Origin of the sequence: Mesorhizobium sp. AR02, assembly GCF_024746835.1 — a bacterium.
Taxonomy (GTDB): Bacteria; Pseudomonadota; Alphaproteobacteria; order Rhizobiales; family Rhizobiaceae; genus Mesorhizobium.
The window spans coordinates 958748-974248 of the sequence record NZ_CP080531.1 but is presented as its reverse complement, the minus strand read 5'-3'; the positions used below and the strand labels follow the sequence as shown (position 1 = coordinate 974248).

Annotated in this window: 15 protein-coding genes; 7 read left to right on the top strand and 8 right to left on the bottom strand. The window is 59.8% G+C overall.

Going from position 1 to position 15501, the window contains the following annotated elements; genetic code table 11:
* Positions 1 to 9 precede the first annotated feature (9 nt).
* The 4 genes from DBIPINDM_RS09165 to DBIPINDM_RS09150 all read right to left on the bottom strand — a co-directional run bounded on the left by DBIPINDM_RS09165 (position 10) and on the right by DBIPINDM_RS09150 (position 3585).
* Complete coding sequence (locus DBIPINDM_RS09165) at positions 10 to 672, bottom strand: amino acid ABC transporter permease (protein ID WP_258585433.1); 663 nt, start codon at positions 670 to 672, stop codon at positions 10 to 12.
* A gap of 110 nt (positions 673 to 782) precedes the next feature.
* Positions 783 to 1604: a transporter substrate-binding domain-containing protein gene (locus tag DBIPINDM_RS09160; protein WP_258585432.1), complete on the bottom strand. Its 822-nt coding sequence runs from the start codon at positions 1602 to 1604 to the stop codon at positions 783 to 785.
* Between the two features lie 82 nt (positions 1605 to 1686).
* Complete coding sequence (gene lhpH / locus DBIPINDM_RS09155) at positions 1687 to 2694, bottom strand: trans-3-hydroxy-L-proline dehydratase (RefSeq protein ID WP_258585431.1); 1008 nt, start codon at positions 2692 to 2694, stop codon at positions 1687 to 1689.
* Positions 2695 to 2919: 225 nt separating this feature from the next.
* Complete coding sequence (locus tag DBIPINDM_RS09150; RefSeq protein ID WP_258589230.1) at positions 2920 to 3585, bottom strand: GntR family transcriptional regulator; 666 nt, start codon at positions 3583 to 3585, stop codon at positions 2920 to 2922.
* Between the two features lie 252 nt (positions 3586 to 3837).
* Between DBIPINDM_RS09150 and DBIPINDM_RS09145 the strand changes: the two genes are divergently transcribed.
* From DBIPINDM_RS09145 to DBIPINDM_RS09130, 4 genes are all read left to right on the top strand, one after another.
* A complete protein-coding gene (locus tag DBIPINDM_RS09145; RefSeq protein ID WP_258585430.1) occupies positions 3838 to 5997 on the top strand; it encodes a N,N-dimethylformamidase beta subunit family domain-containing protein in 2160 nt (719 codons plus the stop codon).
* 2 nt (positions 5998 to 5999) lie between these two features.
* Entirely contained in the window at positions 6000 to 7013 is a 1014-nt protein-coding gene (locus DBIPINDM_RS09140) for an Ldh family oxidoreductase (protein ID WP_258585429.1), read from the top strand.
* A gap of 50 nt (positions 7014 to 7063) precedes the next feature.
* On the top strand, positions 7064 to 7501 hold the full coding sequence (locus tag DBIPINDM_RS09135; RefSeq protein ID WP_258585428.1) for a GNAT family N-acetyltransferase: 438 nt from the start codon (positions 7064 to 7066) through the stop codon (positions 7499 to 7501).
* A gap of 104 nt (positions 7502 to 7605) precedes the next feature.
* The gene (locus tag DBIPINDM_RS09130) at positions 7606 to 8643 is read left to right on the top strand and encodes a trans-3-hydroxy-L-proline dehydratase (RefSeq protein WP_258589229.1); all 1038 of its coding nucleotides are present in this window, start codon (positions 7606 to 7608) and stop codon (positions 8641 to 8643) included.
* 251 nt (positions 8644 to 8894) lie between these two features.
* Here DBIPINDM_RS09130 and DBIPINDM_RS09125 read toward each other — a convergent pair whose 3' ends face one another.
* From DBIPINDM_RS09125 to DBIPINDM_RS09110, 4 genes are read right to left on the bottom strand one after another with little or no spacing between them, the layout of a single operon-like run.
* On the bottom strand, positions 8895 to 9068 hold the full coding sequence (locus DBIPINDM_RS09125) for a hypothetical protein (RefSeq protein WP_258585427.1): 174 nt from the start codon (positions 9066 to 9068) through the stop codon (positions 8895 to 8897).
* A 32-nt stretch (positions 9069 to 9100) separates the two neighbouring features.
* Entirely contained in the window at positions 9101 to 10228 is a 1128-nt protein-coding gene (locus tag DBIPINDM_RS09120; RefSeq protein WP_258585426.1) for a WD40 repeat domain-containing protein, read from the bottom strand.
* Between the two features lie 13 nt (positions 10229 to 10241).
* On the bottom strand, positions 10242 to 10565 hold the full coding sequence (locus DBIPINDM_RS09115; protein WP_258585425.1) for a hypothetical protein: 324 nt from the start codon (positions 10563 to 10565) through the stop codon (positions 10242 to 10244).
* The gene (locus DBIPINDM_RS09110) at positions 10562 to 11035 is read right to left on the bottom strand and encodes a hypothetical protein (RefSeq protein WP_258585424.1); all 474 of its coding nucleotides are present in this window, start codon (positions 11033 to 11035) and stop codon (positions 10562 to 10564) included. Before DBIPINDM_RS09110 ends, DBIPINDM_RS09115 begins: the two co-directional genes overlap by 4 nt.
* Positions 11036 to 11588: 553 nt before the next feature.
* Here DBIPINDM_RS09110 and DBIPINDM_RS09105 point away from each other — a divergent pair.
* Genes DBIPINDM_RS09105 through DBIPINDM_RS09095 form a run of 3 tightly spaced genes read left to right on the top strand, consistent with a single transcriptional unit; the run spans position 11589 to position 15485 of the window.
* Positions 11589 to 13262 (top strand): aromatic/alkene/methane monooxygenase hydroxylase/oxygenase subunit alpha, encoded by a 1674-nt coding sequence (locus DBIPINDM_RS09105; protein WP_197033322.1) that lies wholly within the window; start codon positions 11589 to 11591, stop codon positions 13260 to 13262.
* 54 nt (positions 13263 to 13316) lie between these two features.
* On the top strand, positions 13317 to 14378 hold the full coding sequence (locus DBIPINDM_RS09100) for an NADH:ubiquinone reductase (Na(+)-transporting) subunit F (RefSeq protein ID WP_192259858.1): 1062 nt from the start codon (positions 13317 to 13319) through the stop codon (positions 14376 to 14378).
* 48 nt (positions 14379 to 14426) lie between these two features.
* Positions 14427 to 15485 carry an aromatic/alkene monooxygenase hydroxylase subunit beta gene (locus DBIPINDM_RS09095; RefSeq protein ID WP_258585423.1) on the top strand — a complete coding sequence of 353 codons (1059 nt, stop codon included), beginning with the start codon at positions 14427 to 14429 and terminating at the stop codon, positions 15483 to 15485.
* Positions 15486 to 15501: the final 16 nt, after the last annotated feature.

Sequence of the window (15501 nt, the reverse complement as noted above, 5' to 3'; positions counted from 1 at the left end):
TCTAGCTCCTCAATAACGGAACAGGCGTGACGCAAGCAGACGTGCGCTTACGGTGAATATTTTGGATATGAGGTAGTACAGGCAGGCCGCTACAAAGAAATACTCAAATGTCCTGTACGTCACGACATTCAATTGGTTCGTGACGCCCGTCAGGTCACTTGTCAGGCCGACCACCACTCCGAGCGATGTCATCAGGATCGACCAGACCATCTGGTTCGTCATGGCGTGAAACACCGCGCGCAGCATTTGCGGCAGGACGACGTGCCACATGGTACGAACTTGACCCAATCCCAAGGAGCGTGCTGCCCGTATCTGGGTTTCCGGGACAGCGGAGAATCCGCCGCGGAAGGTTTCAGCGAGATAGCCGGCGTTGTTGAAGGTAATGCCCAGCAAAAGCGCTGAATAAGAGTCGACACGAAGCCCAAAGGATCCCAGGCCGAAATAGATCAGGTAGATTTGAAACAGGCCAGGGGTGTTTCGCGCGATCTCGATCCATATGTCGGCGAGGCCCGAGAGCGTTTTCCCACCCGATCTCTTTGCAAGCGCCAGCAGAAGGGCGAAAACCGTGCCAATTGCCATCGCCAGGGCGGCAATTTCGAGGCTCACCAACGCTCCCCACAGCATCTCTGGCAGCGAGTGGAGCACGGGACGCCACTGGAAGGTGTATGCCATGCGAGGACCCCTTCATGCGACGGATACTGAACTGCGGATCAGCAGAAATGTCGTCGTCGCCGAGCATCCCGGATGCAATCACGAGACTGCATCCGGGGCAGCGCGGACTGCTACCGATAGACACTTGCAACGGTGAGGTCCGGAGCCGGGCCGCCCTCTGTTCCGACCCATTTCTTGTAGAGTTCGGCATAGCGACCGGAACGGACCTGTCGGTTCAGGAACAGGTTCAAGTAGTTGAGCAATCCCTGCTCGTGGCGCTGCACGAGGATGGCGCAATAGTCGGCATCGACAGGCGCGTCGCCGACGATCTTCAGGCCGGGATATTTGCCCGACTGGATGATGGCGGTCGCGATCGTGGATGTCGTGTAGGTCGCGTCGATCTGCTTCTGGCTCAGCGCCAGGAATGTGTCCGACTGAGACTGGAAGGTCAGCATCTTGCCATTCGGGTCGTTGAACCCTTTGACGGTGTCTCCAAGAGCAAGCGTCTCATAGGCTCCTGCCGGCCCGCCTACGGTGTGCCCCTTGATGTCGGTCGGGCTCTTGATGCCGGAATCTTCGCGCACCAGAACGATGGTCTTGAACACGAAATAGGGGATCGAGAAGCCGATCGTTTTTGCCCGCTCGAGCGTGTCGGAGGCCACGGCAATACCAACGTCGGCGCGACCCGAGAGGATGGCGGGAATTCGATCGGGATCCGGCGTGTCGACGATCTCGGCCTCCACGCCAAGTGCCTTCGCCAGATCATTGCAGTAATCGACGTCAAAGCCGATTGGCTTGTTGTCCTTGTCGCGCGCGCCGTTTGGCGGGAAATCGAGCTCGATGGCACAGCGCAGCTTGCCGGCCGAAATGATGTCGTCGAGCTGGTCGGCATGTGCAGCGGTCGCGAGCCCCGATGCCAAGGCGGCGGCGAAAATGAAGGGAGAAATGCGCATTTTTCAGTTCCTCTCTTTTTGTTTTGGGTTGCAGGTTTCTGGATTCGACCCTGATATCGTATCTAGAATATCGTATACGATACTATTGAACAAGGAAGCCATAGGTGAGCGGATCGGCCTCATCGATAACCCAGTTCGCGAAGCCGCAGATGGCGGCTCGCCCGCTTACTTCGGGAATGACGGCATCGAACTGCCCGACCTTGGTTTCGCTGAGAACACGTCCCTTGAAGATCGTCCCGATGATCGACTCGTTCACCAGGGTCTCTCCGGCGGACAACTCACCACGCAGATACAGTTGCGCAAGCCGACCGGCTGTTCCCGACCCTGTCGGAGACCGATCGATTGCCCGATCGGCGTAGACGCAGCAATTGGCCTGCGTTGATCCCTGGTGACGAGGAGCGCCATAGACCATGACGCCGTACACATCGTTGAACTCAGGAATTTCGGGATGAACAAAAGGCATCTTGGCGTTGATGGCAGCCTTGATCTCGTAGCCAAGCTGCATGACCCTTTGCAGATCCTTCTCGCGAATGGCGACATCATGCCGGCGCCCGTCGACGTAGAAGTAGGTTGCGCCGCCATAGGCAATGTCGCCGATGACCTGCCCAAAGGTCGGCGTCTCAACGGTGACGTCCCGCTTGAAGACGAATGACGGGACGTTCACAAACCGGACGGAACCCGCCTTCTCGCCATCCCATTCGACAAAAGCTTCGATGAAACCGCAGGGAGCATCGATCCCGACGCGGGTTTCCGGGGACACCCGCTCGATCCAACCCAACTCCACGGCGGCGGTTGCGAGTGCTATGACGCCATGGCCGCAATGCGGGCTGTAGTCCGTGTTGTTCAGGAAGATGATGCCGAAATCAGCGCCTTCACTGACAGGCGAAGTCAGGTAGCCACCGTAGAGGTCCTTGTGGCCGCGCGGCTCAAGCATCACGGCGCGCCGATAATGATCGGCGTTTTGCTTCAACCAGGTGGCGCGCTCCACAATGGTCTTGCCGGGGATTTTCGGCAGCCCCTGCGTGACAAGCCGAAACGTCTCACCGCAGGTGTGTAGCTCGACGGTGTTCAAAAACCTCTCGTACTTCATCTCACTCCCCAAAACGGTATGTCTCGCCAGTCCGTCGTGGAGTGGCGGGCAGGGCCCGCAACACCGGAGGTGCGAACCTCGAGTGAAGTGTCTCCAAGACAAAACGAACCCTTGCATCGAATATCGTATACGATAAACGCAAAGCGTCAAGTGGGTAAATGCTAGCTTGGTCGCCGTTGTGGGCTTTCCGGCTGAGGGAGGGGTGATTTCGACGCCCGGAAGCGTCTATTTGCGAATGTTTGCCAGCAGGGATGCGCATGCCTTGGTGATGTGGTCATGCAGCAATTGTGCCGCTCGATCGGCATCGCCCTTACGACATGCGGCGAGAATTTCGCGATGTTCCCTGTCGTCGACGCCGGTCCCGCCCGACAGCGTGAGCTGGATGCGCAGATAGCGCTCGATCCGGTCGTTGACGGACCGGATGAGGTTCATGAGGAAAGTTCGGTCGGCATCTTCATACAGGCATGAGTGAAATTGCCAGTTGAGCTCGGCCCATCGAGCGACATTGGTCTCGCGCGCGAACGCATCGCAATATTCTTCGGCCCGCCGGAACGTCTTTGCCGTCATGTGCGGCACGGACAATTTCAACGCGCTCGACTCCAGCATGGCTCTTACTTCGAAGATCTGCGCGATTTCGGGCTCCGAAACACTTCTGACGACAGCGCCCCGGTTGCGCTGGAATTCCACCAAACCTTCGGCTTCGAGACGCTTCAGCGCCTCCCGAACCGGTATCTTGCTGACGTCGAACAGCTTCGCGACGTCGTCCTGGCGAATGGGTTCGCCCTCATCGAACTCGCCTGTGATGATGGCTTCCCGTATGTGCTTGGCAATGAGGTCCGAGGCCGTCGGCGCCGAGCCGAGAGAGGGCAGACCAGCGGGGTTCAGGGGCAATGATACCTCCAATTTCGCAACTTGCTGCGCGTGAGTGGAATCACGGGATTTCGTCGAACATACTACCCATCCGTATACAATATTCGCGATAAATTGGCTCTGGATAACGCGTCGGACGATGAGCAAAGCAGGGCCTGTTGACAAAGGCGTATCGTATACGATATTCGATTAGAGATAGCGTAAGCCCTGCGCCTTTGCAAGCTTACCCCATGTTCGTCGAACAGCGGCTTGTTGCTCTAACACTGGTACGACATGCTCAATCCCCAGCCTCCCCTGCCGGCAGTTATCGGCTACGTTGCGCCGCTGAGCGCCAAGGCGGGCGAAGTTCTTGAGTTCAAGATCTCGTCCGCGGGCAATCGGGATGTGGCGGCAAGTGTGGTCAGATTGGACTGCTGTGACCCCAATCCGGTCGGGCCGGGGCCAAAGAGCGAAAGAGTCGAATTTGGATTGGAGCAGCGATATAGGGCGATCGAGCAGAAGGCCTACTTGGGCTCCTGCGCCATTGGACCCATCCCGCGACGTCCCGAAGCTCAAGCCCTGGTCGTTCGCCTGATTGTCCAGCCAAAGCTCTCGGGTGCCTTCAGCCAGACAATTTTCTCGCTGCAGAATTCCGATGGCTCAAAGGGCCTGGCCCTGGTTCTGGCCGACGGAAATCTCTTTCTGAAGACGCTGCGGCGGCCCCGGACGGCCATCGACCTGAAGCTCGATCTGCGCCTGAACGAGTGGGCCAGGCTGGATGTCACTTTCGACAAGAACGGTGTTTTCGTCGGCAGGTCTGCCATTCACACCGGCGAAGCCTCAGCAGTCGCTGCGGTGGCGACTGATGTCTTGGATGTGCTTCGCAATGTCGATCATATTTGCTTTGGCGCAATCTGGGTTGGGCACGCCGAGGATTGCTTCAATGGATCGATCGAAGCACCTGATATAAGCGACGCCAATGGCAACGTCCTCGCCAGTTGGAGCTTTGCCAATACCATCGGCCGAGAATGGGTTGAGGACAATGTCGATCGATCGCGTCGTCTCACGCTGGTCAACATGCCGATGCGCGCAGTGCGCTCGTCAGGCTGGACCGGGCGCAACATGGATTGGAAGGTTGCGCCGCAGGATTATGCGGCAATCACCTTCCATTCCGACGATCTGAGCGACTGCAAGTGGAAGACAACCATAGCGATCGAGGTGCCGGCGGGCATGCCTTCGGGCGTCTATGGTCTCCTGGTCGACAACGGAATCGGCACCGACACGATACCATTTTATGTCCTGCGCGACCCGAAATTGCCCGGGCAAAGAATCCTGTACCTGGCGCCTACGTTCACCTACATGGCCTATGCCAACCACGCCCGGGGTAATTTTTCCCGACCACTGCAAGCGCGGGTCAGAGAGTGGAATGCTTACCCCCACAACCCCGATACTATCGGTGCCTATGGCTACTCCACTTACAATCGCCATCCGGACGGATCGGGCATAACCCTGTCATCCCGGCTGCGGCCGATCATGACGATGCGACCGCACTATCTCACCTACTGCGATGCAAACGGCTCAGGGCTGCGCCATTTTTCCGCGGATTCCCATCTGACGGATTGGCTGAGGGTCAAAGGCTTCGGGTTTGACGTCTTGACCGACGAAGACCTGGATCGCGATGGCGCCGATGCGCTATCCGGATATGACGTGGTCCTCACGGGAACGCATCCGGAATACCACACCCGTCGGACGCTAGAAGCCCTCATCTCCTACAGGGAGGGCGGCGGCAGGCTGATGTATCTCGGCGGCAACGGCTTCTACTGGAAGATCGGCCGCGATCCTGATGAACCCCACATGATCGAGATTCGCCGGGCTGAAGGCGGCATGCGGGTCTGGGCCAGCGAGGCAGGCGAATACTACAATCAGCTTGACGGCGAGTATGGCGGGCTGTGGCGGCGCAACGGCATAGCACCACAGAAGGCCGCCGGTGTCGGCTTCACCGCCGAAGGCGCCTTTGAAGGCACGTATTACGTCCGCACCAAGGAGTCATTTGAAGCCGGCCTTGCATTCTTGTTCGACGGCATCCCGAGCGATCAGAGAATAGGCGATTTCGGCCTCTCCGGTGGTGGTGCCGCAGGATTTGAGATCGATCAGGCAGCAGCGAATCTTGGGACGCCAGATTTTGTGCGCGTCGTTGCCGCGTCCGAAGGCCATGGGCCAACTTTCGAAACCACGTTTGAAGAACTGCTGCTGCCCGGCGTTTTCGATGGCGGTCCCCGACCCTATGGCGGCATCCGCTCGAACATTGTCTACGGGATGGCGGAGAATGGCGGCGGCCTGTTCTCGGTCGGCTCCATCACCTTTTGCGGCAGCCTTTCGCACAATGGCTACGAAAACAACGTTTCGCGGCTTCTCGAAAATTGCCTGCGGAAATTTCTCGAGGTGTCGCAATGACAATGGGACAGGCCGACGTCCATATCAGTTTCGATGAACTCCGCTCTCTCCTTCGGGACATTTTTCTCCGAAACGGAACATCGAGCATGGTTGCCGATAGTCTCGCCGCGAATTGCGCTGGCTGTGAGCGAGACGGTGCGATCAGCCACGGCATATTCCGAATTCCTGGGTACATGGCATCACTCGCAACCGGATGGGTCGACGGCAAGGCCAAGCCGGACGTCAATCCGGTCAGTTCTTCCTTCATTCGTATCGACGCGCGGAATGGTTTCGCTCAACCAGCGCTGGCCGCAGGCGCGCAGGCCATCAAAACTGCGGTGGAAAGCACAGGGATTGCTATCGTTGCCATTCGAAATTCCCACCATTTCAGCGCACTCTGGCCCGATGTCGAGCCGTTTGCCCGTGAAGGCCTCCTGGCGCTCGCCTTCGTCAACGGCTTGGCCAATGTCGTGCCGCATGGTGGCCGCACGCCGGTGTACGGAACAAATCCCATTGCCTTCGCAACCCCAGTCGCCGGCGGGGAACCACTCGTCGTCGACCAGGCAACAAGTGTGATGGCCAATGGCGAGGTCAGACTTCATGCGCTTGCGAACAGCCCGCTGCCGCCAGGGACCGGGATCGATAGCGCCGGAAGACCCTCCACAGATCCGCATGCGATCCTGGCGGGCGGAGCACTTAACACCTTCGGCGGCTACAAGGGCTCGTCCATTGCGCTCATGGTTGAACTCATGGCCGGTGCGCTGACGGGCGGTCAGTTGTCTTTCGAAAACGACTTTGGCGACTGCGTCGGGGCGCAGACACCGAAGGCTGGACAGCTGCTTGTGATCATAGACCCTTCGCGCGGTGGCAACGCGAGATATGCCCAGAGGGTCTCGCACCTGTGCTCGCGACTGATCGATGCTGGTCAGGACAGATTGCCAGGCCAACGACGCTACGCAACCCGCCTCAACGCAGAGCGCTTCGGCATTCCGATCTCAGAGGACAATCTTGTTCGACTGAAAACCCTAGCTGCCTGACGAGACCATCTCCTGGCGGGTGAATCACAACCAATGTCACTGGAAACACCATGACCAATCTCACTCAAGACAAAAGCCGGCTCGCCCTCAGGCGGTCGCTTACATCCGCGCAGATCGACCAGCTGGTCGCCCTGTTTCAGACCGAATGGTGGACAAAGGGCCGAACCCGGGCAGACACCGAACGGGCCTTGCAAATGGGCGGGCCGATGTTCGCGTTCGTGGATCCCGACCGCGACGATCTCGTCGCATTCGCCCGTACCATTACGGATGGCGTCTACAAGGCGATGATCTTCGACATCATCGTCAAGGCGACATGGCGTGGTACAGGATTGGGCGCCCTGTTGATGGAGACCGTGCTGGACGATCCGGCACTCGTCAATGTCAAGCACCGGGAGCTCTACTGCCTGCAGGACATGGTGCCTTTCTATGAAAAATGGGGGTTCACCGACAAGCTTCCGGGCCTCTATTTCATGAGGAAGGCCGCCTAGAGGCGCAAGGTCCGATTGCCTCCACCTCGGGCGTTCCGGTGCGGCAGCCGCTGCAGACGCGGGCGTATTCCCTTTGACCATCTTGAAATGAGCGAGTGTCATTGATGCGCACCTCGAAAGTGCTCCACGTCGTGAGTTGCCATGCCGCCGGCGAGGTCGGTGATGTGATCGTTGGCGGCGTGGCTTCGCCGCCCGGTGAGACGGTTTGGGAGCAGGCCCAGTTCATAGCCGCCGACCAGACCCTTCGGAACTTTGTTCTCAACGAACCCCGCGGTGGCGTCTTCAGGCATGTGAACCTGTTGGTGCCGCCGAAAACGCCAGGCGCGCAATTCGGGTGGATCATCATGGAACCTGCGGACACGCCGCCGATGTCGGGCTCAAATTCGATGTGCGTCGCGACCGTTCTGCTCGAGACTGGAATGGTGACGATGCAGGAGCCGGAGACGCGCATGGTGCTGGAGCCGCCAGGGGGCCTCATTGAGGTGACGGCACGGTGCCGGAACGGCAAGGCTGAGAAGATCAGCGTGCGCAATGTCGCATCGTTCGCAGACAAGCTCGATGCCCAGATCGAAGTGGCCGGCATTGGCACTTTGACGGTCGATACCGCCTATGGCGGTGACAGCTTCGTGGTTGTCGATGCCGAGGCGCTCGGATTTGCGTTGCGTCCTGATGAGGCGCGCGAGATCGCGGAATTGGGTGTCAGGATAACCCAGGCCGCGGACGCGCAGCTCGGCTTCTCACATCCAGAGAATCCGGACTGGAATCATATTTCGTTCTGTCAATTTGCCGGTCCGGTTTTCTCGGAAAACAACACGCTTGCAGGTGTCAACGCAGTTGCCATTCGGCCTGGAAAAGTCGATCGCTCACCCTGTGGAACCGGCTGCTCGGCACGGATGGCGATCCTGCACGCCAAAGGTCGCTTGGGCATCGGACAGCGCTTTGTTGGAAGATCCATAATCGGATCCGAGTTCGAATGCCATATCGAGTCAGAGGTCTCGATGGGAGGCCGAGCCGGGATTGTTCCGGTCATTTCGGGAAGCGCGTGGATTACAGGGACCCATCAGCACATGCTTGATCCAACCGATCCATTTCCCACCGGTTATCGGGTTTCTGACACTTGGCCCGCTGAAAATGTGAACTGAAGGTGATTGTGCCCGACCCTGTGTTGCCTTGATGTCGGCGGCCGCGAAGATTGCGGTACCGCTGGAGCGGTGACGGTACTTTTCGTGACGGCTTGAGCGCGCCCTCGGACGCGTCTCAACCGCGGCGAAGTCGTATCCTATCCCGCTGTTTTCAATGGATAATTCTCAGATGTTATATTCGAACCTTCTAAAGTATAGACTCCGCCCCATAGGGATCGCCTCTTCGCCTGAGCAACGGATAATCTCGTCGGCTAGTTGGTCTTCAACTTGCCGGCGCGGTTTTCCGCGATCCAGCGGGCGGCCAGCACCAGCGCGCCCATGCTGAAATCCTTGCCATGCTTGGCCGCCATCTCTTCCGACAGCTTGGCCAGCCGTTCGAAAAACTCGTCCTTGCTCTCGACCTCGGCGATGAGTTCGGTCTGCATGTGATCCTCCTGTTTCATGTGGGCTGCGTCCGCTATTTGAACATCTGCGCGGGAAAAGTGACGATTGCGGCGGTGCCATCGACAGACCCCATCGCCAGGTGCCGTCCGTCGCCGGACCAGGCGAAAGCTGTGACCGCACTGCCCAAGGGCCTGACGAGCAGCTCGTCCCGCGCGCCGATCTGGGCGATGGTGATCCGGCCGTTGGCGTAACCCGCGGCGATCAGCTTCTTCTCCGGGTGCGCCGCCACCGCCTCGACCAGAACCAGCCCGGCGCGACCCGTCTCCAGTGCGCCCGAGGTTTCGCCGCCAACAGGCGGGGCGGTCATCGACCAGCCGGCGATCCGGAAGGCGCCCGAGGCAAACAGCGCATGCGCCGGCTGGCTCCAGCACACGGTGCGGACCGGCGATGGAAACCCTGCGACGATGTCTGCTCTTCCATCAACCAGACTGACCAGAGCAAAGCCGCCGGTTTCGAGCCCGCAGGCCAGCCAGGTGCCGTCTCTGCTCCAGCGGACCGACACCGGGCGCGCGGAAAGGGGGATATTGCGCATCAAGGCAGCGTCGCCTTCGACCGCCCAAATCGACAGTCCGTTGCCAAGGCTGCAAGCAAGTCGTCGCCCGCCTGGCGAGAAGGCAAGGGCGTCTGTCGACGATGTCACATCGCGTTCCAATCGCATGGTATCGCCTTGGCCGTGCGACAGGAAGACATCATGCCCGTTGCTGACGGCTGTCGTGCCTGCCTTGGCGCTGTGGTCGATGGCGACGACTGGTCCGTCGATCTTGAGCAGTGCGTCCGCAACGTCCCCGCCGGCGGTTAGATGCAGCACTTCGCCGCTTGCCGCGCCGACCAGAAAGCCGGAATGCGCATCGGCGGCGAGCGGGACATCGCCATCTCCGAATGCCGATGTGGCGATCAATGGCACTGGCGGCTTTTCCCTGGGACGGATCGTCGTCTGGCCGAGATCGTTGCTCACCCTGATCCGCGCTTCCGGCGGTTCGTGATCCGCGACCGCGGCAATGGCGACTGTCCCGTCAACGCAAGTGAAGGCGACAGCCGAACCGTCGGCACTGAAGCGCAGATCGGCGATCGCCGCCGGCCGCTGCCAGCTGCGGGTCAAGAGATCGAACAAGGTCAGGTTCTGCATCGTCTGCTGGTTCATGCTGTCTCTCCCATCAGTCCTCGTTCGCCGCTGCGGCAAGTTTACGGTCGACGTCCTCGACATCGCCCTCCGCAGCTACGATACGATCCTCGCAAGCCGCGCATGCCTGCATGATTGCCGCGGCGCTCTCTTCAGCCTCATGCAAGTCCCGCACCAGTTGCGCGCTGGCGCCGCTTCTGCCGATTTCGAGCTCTAGGCGCAGCACGTCCATTTCGATGCCGGCGCGTTTCTGGTTGAGCCGCAACGCCTCCGCAGTAAGCGCCGAGACGCTGGCGACGAGATCGAGCCGGCGAGCAAGCAGCGCGTCACGCCTGGCCGTTTTGGATCCTTGGGTCATTTTTCGCTCCCCGAAGGCCCGGGTGGTTTCTCGAAAGCCGACAGCAATTTGGGCAGCGTGCCGGCCTGCGACTGGAACTGTTTTTCGGCCGTTTCGATGTGGCTCTTCAGCTGGTCCCAGATGTCGACGCGGATCATCGATGTCGTGTCGCCGGTCAGACGCTCGATCTCGTCGACACGGAACTGCCGCGTCAGCGAAACCCCGGAAAACACGAAGTCGCGCAGCAGGATGGCATGGCTTTCGATGAACAGATGGATCATCGGATGCGTCTCCGGGGTGACGCCACCAGCAGCAAGCTCGGCCCGGATGAAGTCCTGGAAATGGCTCTGCAGGCGGTGCTGGCTCTCGCCCATGAAGCGCATGACGAAGACCAGATCGCGCGGCATCAGCTTGACGAGATCGCCGGTGACGCCATCGGCATGGCTGGACATCGGCTCGGGTGACCTTCGGCTGTCCTTGTCGTTCGGCATGGTTTTTCTCCAGCGCCCGGCCCGCCCATGGGCCGTCGCCTTCAAATAGTCTGGAAAGACGAAGAATTAAACAGATAATATGAATTTCATTATTTGCTGCAGATGCTAACTAAATATGTTGCACATGCGAATATATGGCAAATATTACAGGCGTAAGTTACAATTGTAAAAGAACGTTACAGTTGGGTGACGGATCGCCTGCCGAAAGGGCGGCGGTCTTGTTTTGAATGCCAGCCATGAGCGCTATTTTAAAATTGGCACGGCGCTTGCTTTGTTCATTTCCACAAGAAGCCCATCGCGCTTGACGCGGTGCCAAAAGAACGAAGGAACGGAGGAAGCAGGACCGCTTCGATACGCCCATCGCACATGCGGTTGGCGTCGCGGATCCCTGCCAGACGCCTCGAAACCTTTGCCCCGATCCACTTGAACGGCCGGACCTCGGGTCGCGCCTCGACGCGCAACGCTTTGTCATGCCGCTCGCACTCTCACTGGCGGTGCTTTGCCGCTTCATGCCGGGGTCAAGGGACCTGCGGCTCAAACCTGGTGGAGGCTTATGACCATGACGTCTCTGACGCTCAACAAGATTACCTCGCAACGCGGAATCTCCGTCGGCGAGGCGACCAAGAAGATTGCCGATCTCGGCTGGAATCCTTCCTACGTGCAGGAAGCGATGACGTTTCCGACCGACTACAAGATCAACAAGACGCCGCGCGACCCGATGAAGCAGGTTTTGCGGTCCTATTTCCCGATGCAGGAAGAGAAGGACAATCGTGTCTATGGCGCGCTCGATGCGGCCTTGCGCGGCGACATGTTCCGCAATGTCGAGCCGCGCTGGGTCGAGTGGATGAAGCTCTTCCTGGCCATCATTCCGTTCCCGGAAATTTCCGCTGCCCGCTCGATGGCGATGGTCGCCCGCATCGCTCCCGGCGAGGAACTGCGGACCGGCTTCACCATGCAGATGATCGACGAGTTCCGTCACTCGACGATCCAGATGAATCTGAAGAAATGGTACATGGAGAACTACATCGATCCGGCCGGCTTCGACATCACCGAGGAAGCCTTCGGCAAATGCTACGCCACCACCATCGGCCGCCAGTTCGCCGAGGGCTTCATTACCGGCGACACCATGACCGCCGCTTGCATGTACCTGACCGTGGTCGCCGAGACCGCCTTCACCAACACGCTGTTCGTCGCCATGCCTTCGGAGGCCGCCCGCAACGGCGACTATGCGCTGCCGACCGTGTTCCTGTCGGTGCAGTCCGACGAGAGCCGGCATATCGGCAATGGCCACTCGCTGCTGATGGCAGCACTCAAGGAGCCGGAAAACCACCTGCTGCTGGAACGCGATCTGCGTTACGCCTTCTGGCAGAACCACGCCATCGTCGATGCGGCAATCGGCACCTTCATCGAATACGGCACCACCAACCGCGACAAGAACAAGGAATCCTACGCGGAAATGTGGCACCGCTGGATCTACGAGGACTACTACCGCACCTACATGCTGCCGCTCGAGAAATACGGCATCAAGGTCCATCACGACGACGTCCAGGCGGCCTGGGAACGCATCACCAAGAAGAACTATGTCCACAAGGTCGGGCAATTCTTCGCGGTCGGCTGGCCGGTCAATTTCTGGCGCATCGAAGCCCAGACCGACAAGGACTTCGAGTGGTTCGAGCACAAATATCCGGGCTGGTACGCCGAGTTCGGCGACTTCTGGAAATGGTATGCCAAGCTCAGCCACAAGGGCGAGAAGGTGCTGCTGTTCAACAGCGACGTCGGCTACGTCTATCCGCACCGCTGCTGGTCCTGCCTCGTTCCCTGCCTGATCCGCGAGGACATGGTGGTCGGCGAGATCGACGGTCAGCTCCACACCTTCGCCCACGAGCTCGACAAGTGGACCGCAACGGTCGCCTTCGCCGACGAGTATCAGGGCCGGCCGACGCCCGCGATGGGCCGCTTCAGCGGCAAGCGCGAGTGGGAGACGCTCTATGACGGCTGGGACCTGGCCGATGCGATCAAGGACCTGAACTTCGTTCGCTCCGACGGCAAGACGCTGGTCCCGCAGCCGCATCTGCGCTTCGACGACAAGGAGATGTGGACGCTCGACGATGTGCGCGGCAACACGCTCGGATCGCCGCTCAACGCGCTGCGTGCCATGTCGCCCGCCGACCGTGAGAAGCACCTGGCGGAATACCGGGCCGGCTTCACGATCAATCCCTGCAACTGATCAGGCCAAAGGGGGGCGGGTTCGTCCCGCCCCTTCCTTTCACTGGAGGTCCGTATGTCGGAAACCCACACGGTCAGGCTCAGCCCGGTCGGCGTCGAATTCGAGGTCGAGAATGGCGAAACGGTGCTCAACGCCGCGTTTCGCCAGGGCATCGCCCTGCCGCACGGCTGCAAGGAAGGGCAATGCTCGGCCTGCAAGAGCGTGTTGCTCGAAGGCGAAGTCGACATGCTGAAATACTCGACCTTCGCACTGAACGACATGGAGAAGGAAAGCGGCCACGTGCTGTTGTGCCGCTGCATCGCCTACTCCGACCTGGAAGTCGAGCTTCTCAACTACGACGAGGAGATTCTGGCGAAAGCGATCGCCGTGAAAACGTACAAGGGCAGGATTGCTCGCATCGAGCACCTGACCCACGACATTCGCGGCATCGAGATCGAACTCGGCTCCCCAATGAAGTTCTGGGCGGGGCAATATGTCGACATCACGGTTACCACGCAAAAAGGGGAGACGATTACGCGCTCGTTCTCCATGGCAAATACGCCGGACCAAACCCAAAAACTCTCCTTCATCATCAAAAAATATCCTGAGGGAAAGTTCTCAGGTGAACTCGATTCCGGAGGCATCAGGGCCGGAGCCGAAGTCACCGTCGTCGGACCTTATGGAACCTGTTTCCGCCGCGACGAGCGGCAAGGACCCCTGATACTGGTCGGCGCCGGCTCGGGCATGTCGCCGATCTGGTCGATCCTCAACGACCACCTGAAGAGCGGCGAGAAACGTCCGGTCTATTTCTTCTACGGCGCCCGCACCCGCAACGACCTGTTCTATCTCGACAGGATCGCCGAGCTGGTCGGCAATCATTCCGACGTCACCTTCATTCCCGTGCTGTCGCACGCCAATGACGACGCCGAATGGCAAGGCGAGCGCGGCTTCGTGCACCAGAGCGTCGACGCCATGCTCAAGCAACTGGCGGTCGACGGGCAGGGCGATGTCCATGCCTGCGGTCCGCCGCCGATGATCGATGCGCTGCAGCCAGTCCTGTTCATGAACGGCTTCGAAACGGAGCGGATCTTCTTCGACAAGTTCACCACATCGGCAGGTGCAACGCCGGCCCATTGAGGGCGGCGGACACACAGCCAACCACAACTGCAACAAGGGAGAGAGACTATGCCTGCAACCTCGAGCTCAGTCGGATCCGGAGCCGCCGGCGCGGCAATCTTCGCCGACTCCGACAGCCGGAAATACCGGTATTTCGACCCGAAAGGCCAGCGCGCCACTCACTATGAGGACATGACGGTCGACGTCCAGCCCGACCCGGAACGCTATTTGATCCAGGACTGGATCATCTCCTTCGCCGATGGCAAGGGCGCCTATGTCAAGCAGAACACCGCCGCGCAGAGCTCCAACTGGCACGCCTTCCGCGCCCCCGACCAGGAATGGGAGCGCACCCACTACCAGCGCCAGTCGAAGATCGAGACGATGGTGCAGAGCGTCATCAACAATGCCCGCAAGTCGGGCACTCCGAAGACCTTCGACAAGGCCTGGGTCAAGATCCTGCAGACGCAGCTCGGCGCCTGGAAACATGCCGAATTCGGGCTCGGCACCTCGCTGATGCAGGCGCAGCGCTACGGCTACACCCAGATGATCAACAACGCGACGCTGACCAACTCGTCCTACAAGCTGCGGCTCGCCCAGGACATCACGCTCTACCTTGCCGAGATCGGCATGGACCTGCCCGGCTGGGACGACGAACTCGGCAAGAAGGCCTGGCTCGAGGACAAGAACTGGCAAGGCACGCGCGAAGCGGTCGAGACCATCATGGGCGCGACCGACTATCTCGAGCAGTATTTCGCCATCAACATCGTCTTCGAGCCGCTGGTCGGCGAAATGTTCCGCTCCGGCTTCCTGATGCAGATCGCCGCCGCCAACCATGACTTCATCACGCCGGCGGTGATTTCGGCCGCCGAAGCCGATTACGAGCGCAACCTCGCCAACACGATCGACCTCATGCATCTCCTCGCCAATGACGAGAAGCATGGTGCCGCCAACAAGAAGCTCTTCCAGGGCTGGGTCAAGAAGCACGGCGCGCTCGCCGACAAGGCAGCCACCGGCCTGCAGCCGATCTGGTCGATGCCGCATTCCAAGCCGGTCGCTTTCGCCGATGTCCGCGCCAAATCCGAAGAGCGGATTGGCCAGATCCTCGGCGAACTCGGTCTCAAGCGCTGAAACAGGAGAAATCGTC

Excerpts from the sequence above, each read along its gene's own strand:
- DBIPINDM_RS09095 (WP_258585423.1), top strand. The coding sequence starts at position 14,427 with ATGCCTGCAACCTCGAGCTCAGTCGGATCCGGAGCCGCCGGCGCGGCA.
- DBIPINDM_RS09140 (WP_258585429.1), top strand. The coding sequence starts at position 6,000 with ATGGGACAGGCCGACGTCCATATCAGTTTCGATGAACTCCGCTCTCTC.
- DBIPINDM_RS09120 (WP_258585426.1), bottom strand. The coding sequence starts at position 10,228 with ATGAACCAGCAGACGATGCAGAACCTGACCTTGTTCGATCTCTTGACC.
- DBIPINDM_RS09110 (WP_258585424.1), bottom strand. The coding sequence starts at position 11,035 with ATGCCGAACGACAAGGACAGCCGAAGGTCACCCGAGCCGATGTCCAGC.
- DBIPINDM_RS09125 (WP_258585427.1), bottom strand. The coding sequence starts at position 9,068 with ATGCAGACCGAACTCATCGCCGAGGTCGAGAGCAAGGACGAGTTTTTC.
- lhpH (WP_258585431.1), bottom strand. The coding sequence starts at position 2,694 with ATGAAGTACGAGAGGTTTTTGAACACCGTCGAGCTACACACCTGCGGT.
- DBIPINDM_RS09165 (WP_258585433.1), bottom strand. The coding sequence starts at position 672 with ATGGCATACACCTTCCAGTGGCGTCCCGTGCTCCACTCGCTGCCAGAG.
- DBIPINDM_RS09105 (WP_197033322.1), top strand. The coding sequence starts at position 11,589 with ATGACCATGACGTCTCTGACGCTCAACAAGATTACCTCGCAACGCGGA.
- DBIPINDM_RS09145 (WP_258585430.1), top strand. The coding sequence starts at position 3,838 with ATGCTCAATCCCCAGCCTCCCCTGCCGGCAGTTATCGGCTACGTTGCG.
- DBIPINDM_RS09160 (WP_258585432.1), bottom strand. The coding sequence starts at position 1,604 with ATGCGCATTTCTCCCTTCATTTTCGCCGCCGCCTTGGCATCGGGGCTC.
- DBIPINDM_RS09130 (WP_258589229.1), top strand. The coding sequence starts at position 7,606 with ATGCGCACCTCGAAAGTGCTCCACGTCGTGAGTTGCCATGCCGCCGGC.
- DBIPINDM_RS09135 (WP_258585428.1), top strand. The coding sequence starts at position 7,064 with ATGACCAATCTCACTCAAGACAAAAGCCGGCTCGCCCTCAGGCGGTCG.
- DBIPINDM_RS09115 (WP_258585425.1), bottom strand. The coding sequence starts at position 10,565 with ATGACCCAAGGATCCAAAACGGCCAGGCGTGACGCGCTGCTTGCTCGC.
- DBIPINDM_RS09100 (WP_192259858.1), top strand. The coding sequence starts at position 13,317 with ATGTCGGAAACCCACACGGTCAGGCTCAGCCCGGTCGGCGTCGAATTC.